General features: G+C 72.8%; 16 protein-coding genes. 9 read left to right on the forward strand and 7 right to left on the reverse strand.

Features of this window, described 5'->3' with window-relative positions; genetic code table 11:
* The 3 genes from ABGB18_RS00550 to ABGB18_RS00560 form a co-directional block, all read right to left on the reverse strand.
* Window positions 1-474: an MFS transporter gene (locus ABGB18_RS00550; protein WP_347693247.1), complete on the reverse strand. Its 474-nt coding sequence runs from the start codon at window positions 472-474 to the stop codon at window positions 1-3.
* Between the two features lie 395 nt (window positions 475-869).
* Window positions 870-1,493, reverse strand: a complete 624-nt coding sequence (locus ABGB18_RS00555; protein WP_347693248.1) for a DJ-1/PfpI family protein — start codon at window positions 1,491-1,493, stop codon at window positions 870-872.
* Between the two features lies 1 nt (window position 1,494).
* Window positions 1,495-2,457 carry a GlxA family transcriptional regulator gene (locus tag ABGB18_RS00560; protein WP_347693249.1) on the reverse strand — a complete coding sequence of 321 codons (963 nt, stop codon included), beginning with the start codon at window positions 2,455-2,457 and terminating at the stop codon, window positions 1,495-1,497.
* Between the two features lie 142 nt (window positions 2,458-2,599).
* On the opposite strand from ABGB18_RS00560, the gene ABGB18_RS00565 reads away from it, so the two are divergent.
* Window positions 2,600-3,337, forward strand: coding sequence for a MerR family transcriptional regulator (locus ABGB18_RS00565; RefSeq protein WP_347693250.1), 738 nt, complete (start codon window positions 2,600-2,602; stop codon window positions 3,335-3,337).
* Between the two features lie 108 nt (window positions 3,338-3,445).
* Here ABGB18_RS00565 and ABGB18_RS00570 read toward each other — a convergent pair whose 3' ends face one another.
* Both ABGB18_RS00570 and ABGB18_RS00575 read right to left on the reverse strand, forming a co-directional pair.
* The gene (locus tag ABGB18_RS00570) at window positions 3,446-4,138 is read right to left on the reverse strand and encodes an alpha/beta hydrolase (protein WP_347693251.1); all 693 of its coding nucleotides are present in this window, start codon (window positions 4,136-4,138) and stop codon (window positions 3,446-3,448) included.
* Window positions 4,135-4,287: a pentapeptide repeat-containing protein gene (locus tag ABGB18_RS00575; protein ID WP_347693252.1), complete on the reverse strand. Its 153-nt coding sequence runs from the start codon at window positions 4,285-4,287 to the stop codon at window positions 4,135-4,137. The genes ABGB18_RS00570 and ABGB18_RS00575 overlap by 4 nt, the downstream gene beginning before the upstream one ends.
* Window positions 4,288-4,359: 72 nt before the next feature.
* Here ABGB18_RS00575 and ABGB18_RS00580 point away from each other — a divergent pair, with 72 nt between their 5' ends.
* A complete protein-coding gene (locus tag ABGB18_RS00580) occupies window positions 4,360-5,325 on the forward strand; it encodes a WYL domain-containing protein (protein ID WP_347693253.1) in 966 nt (321 codons plus the stop codon).
* Window positions 5,326-5,375: 50 nt separating this feature from the next.
* On the opposite strand, the gene aroQ is transcribed toward ABGB18_RS00580, so the two are convergent.
* Window positions 5,376-6,008: a gamma subclass chorismate mutase AroQ gene (aroQ, locus tag ABGB18_RS00585; protein WP_347693254.1), complete on the reverse strand. Its 633-nt coding sequence runs from the start codon at window positions 6,006-6,008 to the stop codon at window positions 5,376-5,378.
* Window positions 6,009-6,132: 124 nt separating this feature from the next.
* Here aroQ and lexA point away from each other — a divergent pair, with 124 nt between their 5' ends.
* Entirely contained in the window at window positions 6,133-6,792 is a 660-nt protein-coding gene (gene lexA, locus ABGB18_RS00590) for a transcriptional repressor LexA (protein ID WP_347693255.1), read from the forward strand.
* Between the two features lie 119 nt (window positions 6,793-6,911).
* Here the strand turns inward: lexA and ABGB18_RS00595 are convergent, their stop codons facing one another.
* On the reverse strand, window positions 6,912-7,085 hold the full coding sequence (locus ABGB18_RS00595) for a hypothetical protein (RefSeq protein WP_347693256.1): 174 nt from the start codon (window positions 7,083-7,085) through the stop codon (window positions 6,912-6,914).
* A 224-nt stretch (window positions 7,086-7,309) separates the two neighbouring features.
* Between ABGB18_RS00595 and ABGB18_RS00600 the strand changes: the two genes are divergently transcribed.
* The 6 genes from ABGB18_RS00600 to ABGB18_RS00625 all read left to right on the forward strand — a co-directional run bounded on the left by ABGB18_RS00600 (window position 7,310) and on the right by ABGB18_RS00625 (window position 16,672).
* Complete coding sequence (locus ABGB18_RS00600) at window positions 7,310-8,374, forward strand: LacI family DNA-binding transcriptional regulator (protein ID WP_347693257.1); 1,065 nt, start codon at window positions 7,310-7,312, stop codon at window positions 8,372-8,374.
* Between the two features lie 187 nt (window positions 8,375-8,561).
* Window positions 8,562-10,679, forward strand: coding sequence for an alpha-galactosidase (locus tag ABGB18_RS00605; protein WP_347693258.1), 2,118 nt, complete (start codon window positions 8,562-8,564; stop codon window positions 10,677-10,679).
* Between the two features lie 53 nt (window positions 10,680-10,732).
* A complete protein-coding gene (locus tag ABGB18_RS00610) occupies window positions 10,733-12,043 on the forward strand; it encodes an ABC transporter substrate-binding protein (protein ID WP_347693259.1) in 1,311 nt (436 codons plus the stop codon).
* 85 nt (window positions 12,044-12,128) lie between these two features.
* A complete protein-coding gene (locus tag ABGB18_RS00615; protein WP_347693260.1) occupies window positions 12,129-13,076 on the forward strand; it encodes a sugar ABC transporter permease in 948 nt (315 codons plus the stop codon).
* A 43-nt stretch (window positions 13,077-13,119) separates the two neighbouring features.
* Window positions 13,120-13,995: a carbohydrate ABC transporter permease gene (locus tag ABGB18_RS00620; RefSeq protein ID WP_347693261.1), complete on the forward strand. Its 876-nt coding sequence runs from the start codon at window positions 13,120-13,122 to the stop codon at window positions 13,993-13,995.
* A gap of 61 nt (window positions 13,996-14,056) precedes the next feature.
* Complete coding sequence (locus ABGB18_RS00625; protein ID WP_347693262.1) at window positions 14,057-16,672, forward strand: hypothetical protein; 2,616 nt, start codon at window positions 14,057-14,059, stop codon at window positions 16,670-16,672.
* The last annotated feature ends 65 nt before the right edge of the window (window positions 16,673-16,737 follow it).

Genomic DNA, 16,737 nt, shown 5'->3' on the forward strand with positions numbered 1-16,737 from the left:
CTAACGTGATCTGGATATGTCGGAAAGTGTGGGTTCGCTGGTCAGCGGCCCAGAAATTTGATCCGACGGGGCGCGCCACACTAGCCCGACTGCCGTCAAACGTACTCCCGCGGCGCCCACGAGGACGGCAGCAATCCCGGCCAACTCGGCTACAACGCCCGCGAGGGCTGCTCCGAGCGGCATCCCACCCATACCGACGAGGCGGTATGCCGAATTGACCCGACCGAGCAATTCCGCCGGGATCAGCCGCTGCCGGGCCGAGATGACGAGCACGTTGGTCGCCGCTCCCGTCACGCCCCACAGGACGGCGACGGGGTAGAGCGTCCACGGCGAGGGCGCGAGCACGGGCACCAGGTACAGCAGGCTGCTGATCAGCCACCCGGCGATGATCGTCCTGAACTCCCCGAAGATTCCCGCCGCCCGTCCCGGCAGCAGGGACCCGGCCACCGCCCCGACCGCGAAGGCGGCGCTCACGGGGGGCGCAGGGAGTACGACTCGCCCGCCGCCACCCCCGGCCCGTCGGTCGGCCACGTGGTCGTCCACTTCGACGTGCTCCCGGTGGTCTGGGGATTTCCCTGGGCCGCGCCCTGAAGCCGCGGCCCGGCCGCGGCCCATAGTCTCCAGCACCCGGCCCTTTCCGGGCGGCGCCCTCACCGGCGAAGGAGCCGACATGACACGCGGCAGCGTCACGGCGGCGGCCGGGCCCGTGCGGGCCGGGACGAGGATCGCTTTCCGTGCTGGAACGCTCCAGGCTGACGGTAGACCTCCGGGCCTGCCGGACATGGGGCCCGGACGGGCAACGCCCTCGCCCCAGGCTGGAGGGGCGGGGGCGTTCGCTTCCGTACGGATGTCTCCCGGGGCGATTCCGGTCAGACGATGAGGTTGATGGCCCGCTCGACCATCCCCTCGGGGGCCTTGCCCGGGGAGCCACAGTCGAACGGGGGCCGCGGATCGTACTCGATCGCCAGTTGCACCGCCTGGGCCGTCACCTCGTCGCTGGCCTGGGCCAGCAGCGTCAGGCCCATGTCGATGCCGGCCGACACCCCGGCCGCCGTCACGATCTTGCCCTCGGTGACCACCCGCTCGCTCAGCGGTTCGGCGCCGTACTGCTTGAGGGAGTCCAGCAGGGCCCAGTGGGTGGTGGCGGTCAGTCCCTTCAGGAGCCCCGCGGCCCCCAGGACGAGCGCCCCGCTGCACACCGAGGTCGTCCAGCGCGTGTGCTCGTGCGCCTCCCGGACCCACCGGATCAGCGCCTCGTCCTTCAGGGCGTCGAAGGTGCCGACCCCGCCCGGCACGACGATCATGTCGGGCCGGGGCAGGTCGTCGTACGACGCCGTGGCGGTCAAGGTGAGCGTGCCGCGGTCGTCGGTCACCGGGCCCGCCTCCGCCGCGACGAAGGTGACGGTGTAGCCGGGCGCGAAGGCCAGTGCCGTGTACGGCCCGACGGCGTCCAGCGCGGTGAAACGCGGATACAGCGGTATTGCCACCTGCATGTCATCTCTCCTTGGACTGGAAACGGCGACGATGGTCGCCGGGTGAGATCCGCCAGTGGCGGCGGAAGACGCGGTAGAGCGTCTCAGGGGTGCCGAGCCCGGCCTCCCTGGCCACCCGCTCCAGGGGGTGTCCGGTGACCTCCAGGAGGCGGCGGGCGGTGTCGGCCCGGCTGCGTTCGACGTACCGGCCGGGGGACAGGCCGGTCTGCTCGGTGAAGACGCGGGAGAAGTGCCGCTCGCTCATCCCGACCCGGGCGGCGAGCGCGGGCACGCTCAGGTCGGCGGTGGGGTTGGCGTCGATGTAGGCCTGCAGCTCGCGCAGCGGCTCGCTGCGTGGCGTCATGGTCCGCATCGGCGTGCTGAACTGGCTCTGCCCGCCCGGCCGGTGCAGATAGACCACGAGCCCGCGGGCCACGTCCCTCGCCAGCCGGTGGCCGTGGTCCCTGGCCACCAGAGCGAGCGAGAGGTCCACGCCGGACAGTACGCCCGCCGAGGTCCAGACGTGGCCGTCCTCGATGTAGAGGGGGTCGGCGTTCACCTCGACGCGGTCGTACCGGCTCCTGAGCTCACCGGCGACCAGCCAGTGCGTGGTGGCCCGCCGGCCGTCCAGCAGCCCGGCTTCGGCCAGCAGGAACGCGCCGTTGCAGACGGAGGCGACCCGCCGCGCGGACGCCCCGAGCCGGGCGACGGTCTCGACCAGTTCCCGATCCCGTACGTGCTCCGGCACGGTCAACCCGCCCGCCACCAGCAACGTGTCGACCGGTCCTGTCACCTCGGGGAGCCCTCCGGCCACGACCGTGACCCCGTTCCCGGCGCGTACGGTGCCGGCCCGCGGGGCCACCGGCTCGACCTGGTAGCCGCGGCCGGCCAGGAGCAGGTCGGCCGTGCCGAACACGTCGGCGGGCCCGGCCATGTCCAGGAGCTGGAAGCCGGGGAAGACGAGGATCAGAACCCGTCGCTGCATGCCTTTCATGCTGGTCGCGCCGCGGTCATGGCGTCAACGACACGAAAATTGCACATTACGCCAAGATCGGCTCGTCGCCTCCGAACATCGGGGCTTGCACCGGACGCGACGTCAGCACATAGCGTTCCGACGGGTGATCGATGTGACCGAACGACGTTGGAAGATCGGCGAACTCGCCGCCGCGACCGGTTTGACGGTGCGGACCCTGCGGCACTTCCACCAGATCGGGCTGTTGTGTCCGGCCGAGCGGTCGGCCGCCGGCCATCGCCTCTACACCGGCGATGACGTGCGCCGCCTGTATCGGATCCTGGCGCTGCGCGAGCTGGGGTTGTCCCTCGGCGAGATCGCGGACGCTCTGGACGGCGACGGCGGGGATCTGCGGAGCGTGCTCGCCCGCCAGCTCGAACAGGTGGAACGTCAGGTCGCACTGCACAGCACGCTGCGGCGGCGGCTGCGGAGCCTGGCCGGAAACCTGAGCCAGGCCGGGGAGCCGTCGATCGACCAGCTCATCCACGCGATGGAGGCGACGATGCAGGCCAGGAACTTCACCGCCGAGCAGTTCGCCCGGCTCAGGCAGCGGCATGAGGAGGCAGGACAGGAGGGGTTCGCCCGGTGGCGGCAGCGGATGGCGGAGCTGGCCGGCCGGTTGGACGAGCACGCGGGGCGGGCCACGGATCCCGCCGACCCGGAGGTCCAGCGACTGGCCCGGGAATGGTCCGAGACGGTCGTGGAGATGACCGGGGACGACAGGGGGGTCCTGTCGGCGCTCTACGCGAAGATCGACCGGCAGGGGGCCGAAACCGCGACGAAGGGAATTCTCACCACCCCGGCCTGGGAGTATCTCAGGCGCGCCTTCGCCGTCGGCTTCGGCCGCACGTGATGGCCTGCCGGGATGACCCGCCGTGGCAAGGCGCCGGGGTAGCCGGCGCGGCCGGGAGCGGGGCAGGCCCGGCCGGGTTTGGCCGGAGTGGGGGGAAGGCCGGGTGGGTCAGGCTGGGGTGGCCGCCGCGGACAGGAGCCGGGCGAGCTCGGCAGGCCGGGTGAACATCGGCCAGTGGCCCGAGTCGATGTCGGCGAAATCGAGATGCTTGGCCCTGCCGAGCTCGGGCACGTCGCCGGCCTCGATCCACTCCCGGGCCTGGGCGGGGGTGTACTCCGGACACACCAGGACGACCGGTATGTCGAACCGCCGCTCGTCCGTCAGGCGTACCACGCTCTTGGACACCCCCGCCGGGACGGGGATCGCCGCGGCGGCGATGGTTCGTCTGGCCTCCTCGTCCAGGTCGGCGGAGTCCGGCCCCTCGAACGGTCCCCAGCCGGGGAAGGGCATGACGCCGTCCTTCAGCTCGAAGAAGTCGGCGTAGGGCTGCCCGTCGCCGGTCGGGAAGCCGCCGATGAGGGCGACCTTGGCGACCCGCTCCGGCCGCGCGTCGGCGGCCAGCCACGCCAGGGTGCAGGCGGCGGAATGCCCCACCACCATGACCTGCCCGGACGCCGAGTCCACCGCGGCGAGCACCGCCGCCACCTGGTCGTCGAGCGTGGCCGAGGCGGAGCCGTTGCCCTGGCCGGGGAGGGTGAGCGGGACGGGACGGTGGCCGAGGTCCTTGAGCGCGGGCACGACGTCGTCCCACGCGGATCCGTCGAGCCACAGGCCGGCGATGAGCAGGATGTCCATGGTCATTGTTCCTTCTCCAGGGTGTGCGGGTCGAGGGGGAAGTCGGCTGCGTGCATGCGGGCGTCGTTGAACAGCCCCCGGGTGAAGGCGGCATCCCGGAGGCTCACGCGCTCGAAGCGCGCGCCGGAGAGGTCCTGCCGGCGGAACTCGGTCATGGGGGACCACGCTAGGGGCGATTCCGGACGATTTACTTCCGGGTTGTTTCCATGACCTCCTAATCTGCTCATGTGCCGATCGACCTCAGCCCCACCGCACGAGCCCTGCGTACCATGGAGATCCTCCAGACCCGCCCCGGCGTGACGGCCGACGAGCTCGCCGCGTCCCTGGGCGTCACCGAGCGGGCCGCGCGCCGGTATGTCGGGATCCTCCGGGAGGCGGGCATCCCCGTGGAGTCGGCCCGGGGCCCCTACGGCGGCTACCGGCTCGGGCGCGGGGCGAGGCTGCCCCCGGTCGCCTTCACCGAGTCCGAGGCGCTGGGCCTGGTCATGGCGGTGCTCGACGGCCAGCCTGCCGCCGCCGCCGACGCCGACGACCTGGTCGGCTCCGCCCTGGGCAAGGTCATCCGGGCGCTGCCCGAGAGCGTCGGCCGGCAGGCGGCGGCGCTGCGGGAGCACGCCTCGGCCGCGCCCGACCGGCACGCGGCCCGCCCGGATCCCACCATCACCATCGCGCTCGTCGCCGCCGTCGCGGGCCGCCGCCGCGTGCTGGTCACCTACCGGAGCGAGAGCGGCGACGAGTGGCAGGCCGAGGTGGACCCGTGGGCGGTGGTCGTCCGCTTCGGCCGCTGGTACCTGCTGTGCCACTCCCATCGCGCGGACGCGATCCGCACCTACCGGGTCGACCGGATCCGGGCGGTCCGGCAGAGCGCGTACGGGTTCGAGCCGCCCGCCGGCCTCGACCCGGTGGCGGTGCTGGAGGAGAACCTGGGCAGCGGCTGGGAGTTCCCCACCCGCGTGGTGTTCGAGGCCCCGCCGGCCGAGGTGGCGCCCTGGGTGCGGCCGCCCATGGGACGGCTCGAACCGCTGGGGGACGGGTGCGTGCTCGTCGGCAGCACCAGCAATCCGGCGATGTACGCGCAGGAGTGGTTGCCGGCCGTGCCCTTCGCCTTCCGCGTCGAGGGCGGCCCGGAACTCCGGGCGGCGGTCGCGACCCTCGCCTCACGCCTGACCGCGGCCCTGGCGGACCCACTCTGACGACCTCCTGGCGGACCCACTTCGACGCATGCCAGCCTCGCACCCCGCTTTCACTCGATTTCAGGTTTTGCGCCCTCAGCGGGCCAGCACACCGGGGCAAGGGCCAGGCGTAGTGCGTCGCGGTGCAGGCCGTCGAGGCGGGCTCGGGTCCCGGCCGCGCGCCGCGCCAGGGCCAGGCGCGTCCGGCATCCCCGGTCCGGTGCGGTCTGCTTCAGCAGGCGCAGCAGCCGGGGAGTGAGCAGGTCGAGGCGCGGGCGCACCTCGGTGGCCAGGTCGGGCGTCTCACGCGGCCGCAGCGCCGGGTGAGCCCGCCAGCGCGCGTGCAGACCCCGCTGCACCACCTTGGAAGCCTCGATCTGGGCGCGGAAGAATCGCACCCCGGCCTCGGGGTCGAGACCGAGCCCCGCCGACAGGGCGGCCACCGAGTCGAGCAGCTCCCGCTCCCGCGCCGGATCGCTGATGGGACCTCCGCCGCCGAACTTCGCCGCCGCCACGGCATCGGCCAGTACGAGCCGCCGGACCACCAGGTCCACCAGCCCGGGCAGGCTCGCCGGCTCGGCCGGAGACACCACAACGCCCGCACCGGTCGGCGCGTACGGGACGGGCACGGCGGGAACGGCGACCAGCATGACGGGAACGGCGACCAGCACGGCGGCGACGAGCGCGCCCGGAACCACGGCCATCACTCCATGTGCCTGCCCGCTCACCCGGCGGGACATGCGTCCGCACGGCAGTGTGAGGTCAAGATGCGAAAGCCCTGCCGTGCCGATGACTCCGCGTTGGACGCCGGCCTCTAGCATTTCGCAGATGACCACCTACGACGATCCCGACGCGTTCGAGTATCTGGACTCCTCGGTCCTGCCGGAGCGCCAGCAGCGGATCCTGGCCACGATCCGGGACTGGGTGGTCAGGTACGGATACCCGCCGAGCACCCGCGAGATCGGCCGCGCGGTCGGGCTGCGGTCGCCCTCATCGGTGTCGAAGCACCTGAGGAGTCTGGAGGAGCAGGGTTTCCTCCGCCGGGGCGAGACGATGACCCGGCCGATCGACGTGCGGCTGTTCCTGCGGGCCTCGGCGCCGCGGCCGGCCGGCGACCTGGTGACCGTGCCCGTGGTCGGGGACATCGCCGCCGGCACTCCCATCGCGGCCGAGGAGCACCTGGACGACACGCTCACCCTGCCCCGCGACCTCACCGGGCGGGGCAACGTGTTCGGCCTGCGGGTGCGGGGCGACTCGATGGTGGGCGCGGCCATCTGCGACGGCGACATCGTCGTGGTCAGGCAGCAGCCGGAGGCGCACTCGGGCCAGATCGTCGCCGCCATGATCGACGGTGAGGCGACCGTCAAGGTCTTCCGCCGCCGCGGCGGGCACGTCTATCTCGAACCGCGCAACCCCGCCTACGACGTCATCGACGGCGACGGCGCCGTGGTGCTGGGCATCGTGGTCTCGGTCCTGCGCAGCGTCTGAGCCCCCGCCGCGCGCCGTCAGCCGGGCAGCGACGCGAGCCGGCCGAGGATCGCGTCGTAGCGTCCGGCCGCTCGGAGGCGGTCTCCCGGCATCGGCGCCGTCCGGGGGTGCGGGGGCCGTCACACCGTGCCGCTGTCGTGGAGGCGGACGAAGGTGGCGCCCGCGGCGGCCGCCGTCAGCCCGTCGTGCTCCGGTGACCCGTTCGGGATGCCGGCGCAAAGGGTCCGTACCTCGGCGGAAAGCGCCTCCGCGCGCTCCGCGAGGGCGCGCAGGTGCGCGGGAATGACGCTCATGCGGAATTCCATCTCGCGAGGGCCGGCACCGCGGCCGGGACTGGTTGCTGACCTGGACCCTACGTCGTCCCCGGCGCCCCCGCCGGTGCGGCCCGGGTATGTGCCGGGCGGTGCTCCTCCCGGACCGACCGCATGGCGTGCGCGGGCCTGCCCAGGTCTGCGATCTTCTCGCGTGACATTGGCGCGTCGGATCCGTCCTGGATCGCCGGGCCTACCATGTGACCGTGACCTCGACTTCCCGGCGTGTGTCCCGTTCTGGCGCCCGTGACGTGGCCGTGCCCAGCATCCGGGACGTCGCCGCCGCGGCGGGGGTGTCCTACCAGACCGTCTCGCGCGTGCTGAACGAGTCGCCGCGGGTGCGGCCGGAGACGCGGGCCACGGTGCTGGCGGCCATCGAGCGCCTCGGCTTCCGGCCCAGCCGCGCCGCCCGCGCGCTCAGCCTGGGCCGCGCCCGCGGCATCACCGTGGTGACCTCCAACACCGTGCTGTACGGCTACGCCGCCACGCTGCGGGGGATCGAGGAGGCCGCGCGCGCCGAGGGCATGGCGGTGGGCGTCCGGGTGGTGGAGTCGGCCGAGCCCGCCGAGGTCAAGCAGACCGTGGACTACGTGAGCGACGCCAGCGCCGGCGGTGTGGTGGTGATCGCGTTCGATCCGATGGGCGTGGCGGTGCTGGAGGCGCTGCCGGATCACGTGCCCGCCGTCGCCGCCGCCGAGCCCGCCGCGCCCGACCGGGGACGGGTGGCGATCGCGCTGGACGAGCGGCGCGCCGCGGCCGACGCCACGCGGCACCTGCTGGCGCTGGGCCACCGGACGGTGCACCACGTGGCGATCCCGTCGGAGGGCGGTCCGCGCGGCCGGCTGGCGGGGTGGCGCGACGCGCTGCGGGAGGGCCGCGCGGAGATCCCCGAGGTGCTGGGGTGCGGGTGGGACATCGCCTCCGCCTATGCGGCCGGGCAGCGGCTGGCCGCCCGGGACGACGTGACGGCGATCCTGTGTGGCAACGACGACATCGCCCAGGGCGTGCGGCGGGCACTGTACGACGCGGGCAAGGACGTGCCCGGTGACGTGAGCGTCGTCGGGTTCGACGACATCCCCGGCTCGGCGTTCTGGACGCCCGCGCTGACCACCGTCCGGATGGACTTCGCGGGGCTGGGACGGGCCTGCTTCCGCGCGACCGTGGCCGAGCTGACCGGCCGGGAGCAGCCCCGGGTGGATCTCGTCGCGCCGAGCCTGGTGGTGCGGGAGTCCACCGCGCCACCACGGCGGCCGTCGGGAAACGGGCCCTGAGACCCGCGGCCCCCTCCTTGGGGGCCGCCGGCCCGGTCGCCTGAGGGCGTCGCGCGGCTCGTGGGACGCCGGACGTAACGATCTCGCATAGGGGACTTCCCCCGCGGCATGTGACCGCTCACACTGTCGCTCAGAAAATGTGACCGGTCACACCGGTCGCCGGCCGTCCTCGTCTGGAGGGGAACCTGTGCTCTCGTCCGTGGAACACCTGCGCTGGGGGCATCCCGGCCTCGCCGCCGTCGTGGAGGTCCACCCGGATCGCCCGGTAGTGCTGCGCGAGCTGTCGCCGGGGCCGCCCATCCTGCCGGCGCGGGTGGCGCAGCCGCTGGTGGAGGTGCTCGTACCCGGCGCCGGCCGGGCCAGGGCGTCACAGCGGCTGTCGGAGACGGCGGTGGGCTGCCGACTGCGCTACACCGGGGCGGAGCAGTCGGCCGAGGGCGGATGGCACGAGCTGCGGATCCGGATGCGCGACGAGGGTTCCGCGCTGGGCGCCGAGCTCACCCTGCGCTCGCGCGAGGGGGTGGCGGCCGTGCAGTCGTCGGTCCGGGTGACCAACCTGGGCGAGGAACCGGTCATGCTGCTGGCCGTCACCTCCTTCGCCGCGGGTTTCCGCGGCCGGCCGGTGAGCGGGCTGGACGTGCTGTACGCCGACAGCCAGTGGCTCGGCGAGAGCCGCTGGACCGGCAGGCCGCTCGGCGCGCACCTGGCCGACCTCGGCCTGCCCGGGCACGGCCAGCACGGCAAGGGCACGTTCGCCGTGACCAGCTCGGGCACCTGGTCCAGCGGCCGGTACGTGCCCATGGGCGGCCTGACCGACCGGGACACCGGCCACACCTGGCTCTGGCAGATCGAGCACAACGGCCCGTGGCGGTGGGAGACCGGCGACCGGCTGGACGGCGCGTACGTCGCCCTGTCCGGGCCCACCGACCACGACCACCAGTGGAGCGAGCTGCTCGCCCCCGGCGAGTCGTTCACCACCGTGCCGGTCTCGATCGCGGTCTCCGACGACGGCTTGGAGGGCGCGGCGGCGGCGCTGACCGCGCACCGGCGCGCCCTGCTGCGCCCCCATCCCGACCGCGCCCGGCTGCCGGTGGTGTTCAACGACTACATGAACACCCTGATGGGAGACCCGACGACGGACAAGCTGCTGCCCCTGATCGACGCCGCGGCGTCCGCCGGCGCCGAGGTGTTCTGCGTGGACGCCGGCTGGTACGACGACGGCGGCGACTGGTGGGACAGCGTGGGGGAGTGGCAGCCCTCCCAGACCCGTTTCCCGCGCGGCCTGGAGGAGGTGCTGGCCCGCATCGCCGGCCACGGCATGACGCCGGGCCTGTGGGTGGAGCCCGAGGTCATCGGCGTGCGCAGCCCGATGGCCGACAAGCTGCCCGGCGAGGCGTTCCTGCAGCGCGCCGGCACCCGCGTCGTCGAGCACGGCCGCTACCACCTGGACCTGCGCCATCCGGCCGCCGTGGCGCACCTGGACCAGGTCGTGGACCGGCTGGTGGAGGAGCTGGGCGCCGGCTATTTCAAGCTCGACTACAACGTCAACCCCGGCGCGGGCACCGACCGGGACGCCACGAGCGTCGGCGCCGGGCTGCTCGCGCACAACCGCGCCCATCTGGCCTGGCTGGAGGGCGTCCTGGAGCGGCATCCGCACCTGGTGCTGGAGAACTGCGGCTCCGGTGCGATGCGCATGGACTACGCGATGCTGTCGCGCCTGCAGTTGCAGTCCACCAGCGACCAGCAGGACTTCCTGCGCTACCCGCCGATCGCGGTCGCGGCGCCGCTGGCGGTGCTGCCCGAGCAGGCCGCCAACTGGGCCTACCCCCAGCCCGAGATGACCGAGGAGGAGATCGCCTTCACCCTGTGCACCGGCATCCTGGGGCGCCTGTACCTGTCCGGCAACCTGCACCGGATGACGCCCGAACAGCTCGCCCTGGTCCGCGACGGTGTCCGGCTCCACCAGAGCCTCCGCCCGGACCTGCCGCGTGCCGTGCCGTGCTGGCCGCTCGGCCTGCCGGGCTGGGACGACCCGTGGCTCGCCCTCGGCCTGCGTACGGAGGAGGGCGTCCACCTGGGGATCTGGCGCAGACCCGGAGCGGCGGACGACCCCTCACACCGGGCGACGGCACGAACCGTGCTCTCGTTCCCTCACCTGGCCGGGCGGGACCTGCGCGTGGAGATCGCCTATCCCGCGGCGGCCGGCGGCTGGACGTACGCATGGGACCCGCGGACCGCCGAGCTGGCCGTCACCACCGCGTTGCCCGCCCCCACCGCCCGCATCCTGCGCCTTCGTCCCCTCTAGCCCGCTGAACGGGACGTCCGGCCGCGGCCGGACACGGATAAAGGAAGAGAACCGTGAAGCTCGCACCGCATCTCGCCACCGCGGCGGCCCTCGTCCTGGCCGTCACGGCCTGCAGCGACCCCGCCGCCGCGCCCGCCGCGGGCGGCTCGCCGGCCCCCTGGCCCTCGCCCGCCGCCCGCCTGGACGGGGTCACGCTGACCATCTGGGCCGCGCAGAACAGTAACACCGTGCCCAAGGTTGTGACCGACGCCTTCACCCGGGCGACGGGTGCCAAGGTCGAGGTCGTCACCGTCCCCGACCCGTACGAGCAGGGCGTCCAGACCAAGGTCGCCACCGGCGACAAGCCGGACCTGGCGTTCTGGCAGCCCACCGCGTCCATGCTGACCGCGCTGAACGCCCGCGCCAACCTCCAGCCGCTCGACGGCGCCCCCTGGATCGCCGCACTCTCCCCCGAACTGCGCGACATCACGGGGCTGCTGGACAAAACCCGCTACGCCGCGCTGATCACCAGTCCGGCGGTCGAGGGCGTCTACTACAACAAGGAGGCCTTCGCCGCAGGCGGCATCACCGGCACGCCGAAGAACTTCGACGAGCTGCTCGACGTGGCGCGCGACCTCAAGGCCAGGAACGTCACGCCGTTCTTCGAGATGGCCGGCGACAAGTGGGCCACCCAGTGGTGGGTGCAGGTCCAGCTCGCCGACGCCGCCAAGGACGGCCTGTGGGAGCGGGTCAACACCGGCAAGGAGACCTTCGAGGACAAGACCATCCTGGACGCCATCAGGAAATACCGGGCGCTGATCGACGAGGGGCTGTTCAACGCCGACATCAAGACCGCCACGTTCGAGGACCAGGGCGCGGCGCTGCTGTCCGGCAAGGCCGCCATGGCCATCCAGGTGAACTCGTTCTTCGGCCAGCTCCAGGCCATGGCCGGCACCGCGGAGCTGGACCGGAAGATCGGCTTCTTCCCGATCTCGCCGTCGGGCAACGTCGGCACGTTCATCCCGGACCAGTCCAACGCGCTCGTCGCCTTCCGCACCGGCGACGCCAGGCGGGAGGCCGCCGCCCGGCAGTTGCTGGCGTACTGGATGGGGCCGGGCTACGCGGGCTTCGTCGCCGACCGCAAGACCGTGTCGTTGCGTACCGACGTGCCCACTCCCGGCGGTGTGCCGCGGGCGCTGCTGGACGTGCACGCTTCGCTCGGCCAGGCGGTCGGCTCCATGCAGGCGCTCGCCGTGGCCAACCCGGACCTGTATCTCAACCTGGCAGACATGGTCACCGGCAGCATGACGCCCGAGCAGGTGGCCGCCGCCACGCAGAAGCAGTTCGCCCAGCTCGCCAGGGCGGCCGGAGCCGGCGGCTTCTGACCCACGACCGGCGGGCGGCCGCCCGCCGCACGACCCGACCGGCAGGAGGTCGCACGCCTCCCGCCACGATTCCAAGGAGCAGCTCGTGCCGACCGGCCAGGAGACGCTCTCCCGCCCGTTCGCCGCACGCCGGGCATCCGCCGGGCGGCCGGTGACCGCGAGGACCGGGCGCGACCGTACCCATCCGATGTGGTTCCTCGCGCCGGCGTTCGCGATCTTGTTCGTCTTCTTCTTCCTGCCGACCCTGTTCAACTTCATCTACGCCTTCACCGACTGGTCCAGCTTCAAGAGCGACATCCGGCCGGTCGGCTTCGACAACTTCGGCTCCCTGCTGTCGGACGGCACGCTGCTCGGCGCCCTGCGGATCACGGTGGTCTACGCGGCCCTGGTGGCGCTCTTCCAGAACCTGTTCGGCTTCGGCCTGGCCGTCCTGCTGGAGCGGGACACCTGGCTCAACCGCGCCGCCCGCCTGGCCTTCCTCGTCCCCGTGCTGATGTCCGCGCTGGCCGTCGGCTACGTCTTCCAGGCCCTGCTCAAACCCGACGGCAGCCTCAACACCCTGCTGTCGGCCCTGACCGGGCAGCAGGTGGGCATCGCCTGGCTGGGCAGCACCACCTGGACGCTCGTGCTGGCCGCGGTCATCCACGCCTGGAAGTGGATGGGCCTGTCCATGCTCATCTACCTGGCGGGACTCAAGTCCGTCCCCGAGGACGTCGCCGAGGCCGCCCGCATCGACGGCGCCTCGGCCTGGCAGGCGTTCTGGTCGGTCCGCTTCCCGCTGCTGGCCCCGGCCGTCACCTTCAACGTCGCCACCGCGCTGCTCGGGTCCATGAACGGCTTCGACATCGTCCAGGCGCTCACCGGGGGCGGGCCCGCGCGCAGCACCGAGATCCTCAACATCTTCATCTACCGCACCTTCGGCCAGGGCCTGTTCGCGCAGGCCACGGCCATGAGCCTGGTGCTGTTCCTGATGGTGGCCGTGCTCGCGTTCCCGGTGATCCGCATCCTGCGCAGGAGGGAGGAGATCCTGTGAGCGAGCCGACCATCAGGTACGCAGGTCCGACGAAGGAGGACCCGTGACCGTCCCCGACTTCGGTGTGCTCGCGCGCCGTGCCGCCCGCCCGTCCAGGGGCCGGGGGCCGGCGGCCCGGCTACGGCCAGTCGCCGTCGTCGCGCTCGTCGTGCCCGTCATGGGCGTGCCGCTGTGGCTGATCGTCGCGACCGCGGGCAAGTCGCAGAGCGAGGCCCTGTCGCCGAACCTGTCTCCGCCCTCGCGCTGGCAGTTGTGGGAGAACCTGGCCCAGGTCTGGCAGCAGGGCGAGGTGCCCGCGGCCCTCCTCGGCAGTCTGCTGGTCGTCGCCCCGGCGGTCGCGCTGGTGCTCACGCTCGGTTCGATGGCCTCCTGGGTCCTCGCCCGCCGCGCCGGCCGGCTCGCCGCCGTGCTGTACGCGTTCGCCATCAGCGGCATCGTGCTGCCGCCCGCCGTGGTCACCATCGTGCTCCTGCTGCGCCAGCTCGGCCTGGCGGGCACCCCGGTCGGGATGGTGGGCGTCTACACCGGCATCTACATGTCCACCGTCATCTTCTTCGTGACCGGCTTCGTCCGCACGGTGCCGCTGTCGCTGGAGGAGGCCGCCCGCATGGACGGGGCCGGGCCCGTACGCGTGTTCGTCTCCGTCATCCTGCCGCTCCTCCGGCCGGTGCTGGCCACCGCGACCATCCTCATCTGCCTGTACGTCTGGAACGACGTCTTCTACGCGTTCTTCGTCGTCGGCGGCCGCCTCGACACCCTCCCGCTGAACCTCTTCCAGGTCGCCAACGCCGGCCTCTACCTCGACAACTGGCACCTGATCTTCGCCTACATCATCCTGATGAGCCTGCCCCTGCTGATCGTCTTCGCCGTCGCCCAGCGCAGGATCATCTCCGGCATCACCGGCGGCGCCGTCAAGTAAGGCACCCGGGCGTCGCACCCCTCACCCGGTCGGTTCCGACCGACACCAGGAAAGGACTGTCATGCACCGACATCGGTTGTTCCGGCATGCCCACGCGGCGGCCGCCGTCGTGGCGCTCGCCGCCCTGACGGCCACCCCGGCCGCCCCCGCCGCCGCCAGTGCCGCTCCCGACGTGGTCACCGTGGACTTCGCGCAGCGGACCGGTCCCGTCCACGGCGGGGCGACCGGCATGCTCTACGGCCTGTCGGACCCGGGCGTACCGGGGGACAGCCTGCTCGCCGGCGCCCGGCCGCGTACCGTCGCGCAGAAGGCCCCGGACGGTGACCAGCATCCCAACGGCGACGCGCTGGTGATCGCCGACGGCTTCCTCGCCGCCGGAGGCGAGGAGATCGTCGTCTACATGCAGGACGTCTACAGCCGGTGGCCGTACGAGGACCTCGGCATCGACGACTACCTCGCCAAGGTCGACACCATGGTGCGCAAGGTCGTCCGGGAGCGGCCAGGGGACAAGGACAGGTTCGTCTGGGTGCCGTTCAACGAGCCCGACGGCATCTGGTACCGGGACTGGGCCACCCTGAAGGAGAAGTTCTTCGCCGACTGGAAGGCGGTGTTCGAGCGCATCCGGTCGATCGACCCCACCGCCCGCATCGTCGGCCCCAACGAGGCCGGCTACAACCCCGGCCGGCTCCGCGACTTCCTCACCTGGGCGAGGGACGCCGACTGCGCCGGCGATCCCGAGGGCGACTGCCTGCCGGACATCATGGCCTGGCACGAGCTGGCCCGCAGCCGACTGGCCGACTACCGCGGCCACTTCGAGCACTACCGGCAGTTGGAACGCGCGCTCGGCATCGGCCCCCTCCCCATCAACATCGACGAGTACGGCAACCGGCGCGACATGTCCGTCCCCGGCCAGATGATCCAGTGGATCTCCCTGTTCGAGGACACCAAGGTCGACGCCGACATGGCCTACTGGACCTACGCCGGCAACCTCAACGACCACGCGGTGCGTACCCGCCGGGCCAACGGCGGCTGGTGGCTGCTCAAGTGGTACGCGGACCTGACCGGGCAGACGGTCCGGGCCACCCCGCCCCGGCTGAACGCCGCCGACACGGTCCAGGCCGTCGCGGCGATCGACGAGCCCGCCCGGCGCGGCACCATCCTGGTCGGCGGCGGCGCGGAGCCCGTCCGCCTCGACGTCTCCGGCCTCGACCCCGACGTCTTCGGCGAGCAGGTCGACGTCCTGGTGTCGAGGACGACCTGGACCGGATACGAGGGCGACGCGCTCAAGCCGCCGGTCATCGCGGCCGAGCGCACCGCGCCGCGCGGCGGCACGCTCCAGGTGGACCTGCCCGGCGGCGACGTGATGGCCGCCTACCGGGTCACCATCGTCCCGGCCGGCGGCAGGTCCCCGGCGCCCGACGCGCCGTGGACGGTCTCGGTCGAGGCCGAGTCCGCCACACTCACCTCGGCGCAGGTCTTCGACCAGGACACGACGGCGGACCCGCAGCGGTACGCCACGTCCGGCAAGCGCGACGTCGGCGGATTGAACGCGGCCGGCTCGGCCGTTACCTTCCCGGTCACCGTGCCCCGCGACGGCCGCTACCGCCTGGGCGTCTACCAGGGCGCGAACAAGGTGCCGGGCCGGCACGCGCTCTTCGTGGACGGCGTGCTCGACCAGATCGTGCAGTACTCGGCGAACCTCGGCTGGACCTACCGCGGCCGTACCGACGTGGAGGTCGAGCTGACCGCCGGCACCCACCGGCTCTCTCTGCGCACCAGCGCCGACGGCACCACTTTGCTGCCCGGCGGCGACATCACGCTCGACAAGTTCGACCTCACGGAGATCACCGGGCCCGCGCGGGCGGTGCACCCCGCCGACGAGGCACGGCTGTCCGGCGGGGCGCGGATCACCCGGACCGGCGGCGAACCGGCCATCGAGCTCGGCGGCGCCGCCCGCGCCACGTTCTTCGTCGCCGCGGCCGAGGACGGCTACCACGACGTGACGCTGTCCTACGGTGCCGCCGCGCGGGGTGACCTCCGGGTACGCCTCGACGGGCGGGAGATCCCGGGCCTGCGGGTGACGCGTCCCGGCGAGGGCGCCTCGCGTGTTCGGGTGTACCTTCCGGCCGGCATCTCCAAGATCGACATAGCCGGCCCGGCTGGCCTGCGGCTGCGCGAGCTGACCACGATCCGGGCCGACCGGGCCGACGGCGCCGTCCATCGGATCGAGGCCGAGCAGGCGCGGCGGGCCGGCGCGGCGAGGGCGGTCACCGTCCCCGCCACGAGCGCCTCGAACGCCTCCGCCGGCGCCTACGTCGGCGACCTCGGCGGCGGCGCGGGCAACACCCTCACCCTCGACCGCCCGGCCGGGTTCGGTCCCGGCCAGTACGTCCTGCTCGTCCACTACGCCAACGCCGACCGGAACACCGGCCACCCGTACAACACCGACGTCATCAGCCGCTTCCTCGACATCACCGAGACCGGCGGTACGACGACCCGCGGGGTGTTCCGGCACAACTACGCCTGGGACAACTTCTGGCCGGAGGCGACACCGCTCACCCTGACCACGAAGCGGGGCGCGATCGTCCTCGGCAACGCCGAGGCCCCCGGTCCCAACATCGACCGGCTGGAGCTGGCGCGGCTCGTCGTCGAGGTCGCCAACGACGCCCGCCACTGACCCGCCACGGCCCACCGCGCACCCGTGCGGTGGGCCACGGGGCCGCGCCCCTTCCGAGCCGTCCG

This window comes from Nonomuraea sp. B12E4 (genome assembly GCF_039871825.1).
Classification (GTDB): Bacteria; Actinomycetota; Actinomycetes; order Streptosporangiales; family Streptosporangiaceae; genus Nonomuraea.